Here is a 265-nt window from a genome sequence, read left to right on the forward strand (position 1 = left end):
CAGCTCCGCGAGCAGTACCCGCTGCTGCCCTCCCTGGGCACCGAGACCCTCGCCGAACTACGCACCATCGACCAGCTCGTCAACCACCTCACCACCCCCGACCCGACCACGGCCAACGGCACGAGCCCGGCGACGCACCACGGCGGCGCGCCCGCAGACGGCCCGGACGGGGAGTCGTTGCGAGCGGCCGTCGTGGCGATGGTGGCCACCCGCACCGGCTACACCGCCGAGATGATCGACCCCTCCATGGACATGGAAGCCGACC

At 72.1% G+C, this 265-nt stretch carries 1 protein-coding gene; it reads left to right on the forward strand.

Annotated features, from left to right (window positions below; genetic code table 11):
- Positions 1-265 (forward strand): hypothetical protein (locus ACG83_RS45735; protein ID WP_161934868.1); only part of this gene is annotated, 265 nt, incomplete at both ends.

Origin of the sequence: Frankia sp. R43, assembly GCF_001306465.1 — a bacterium.
Lineage (GTDB): Bacteria > Actinomycetota > Actinomycetes > Frankiales > Frankiaceae > Parafrankia > Parafrankia irregularis.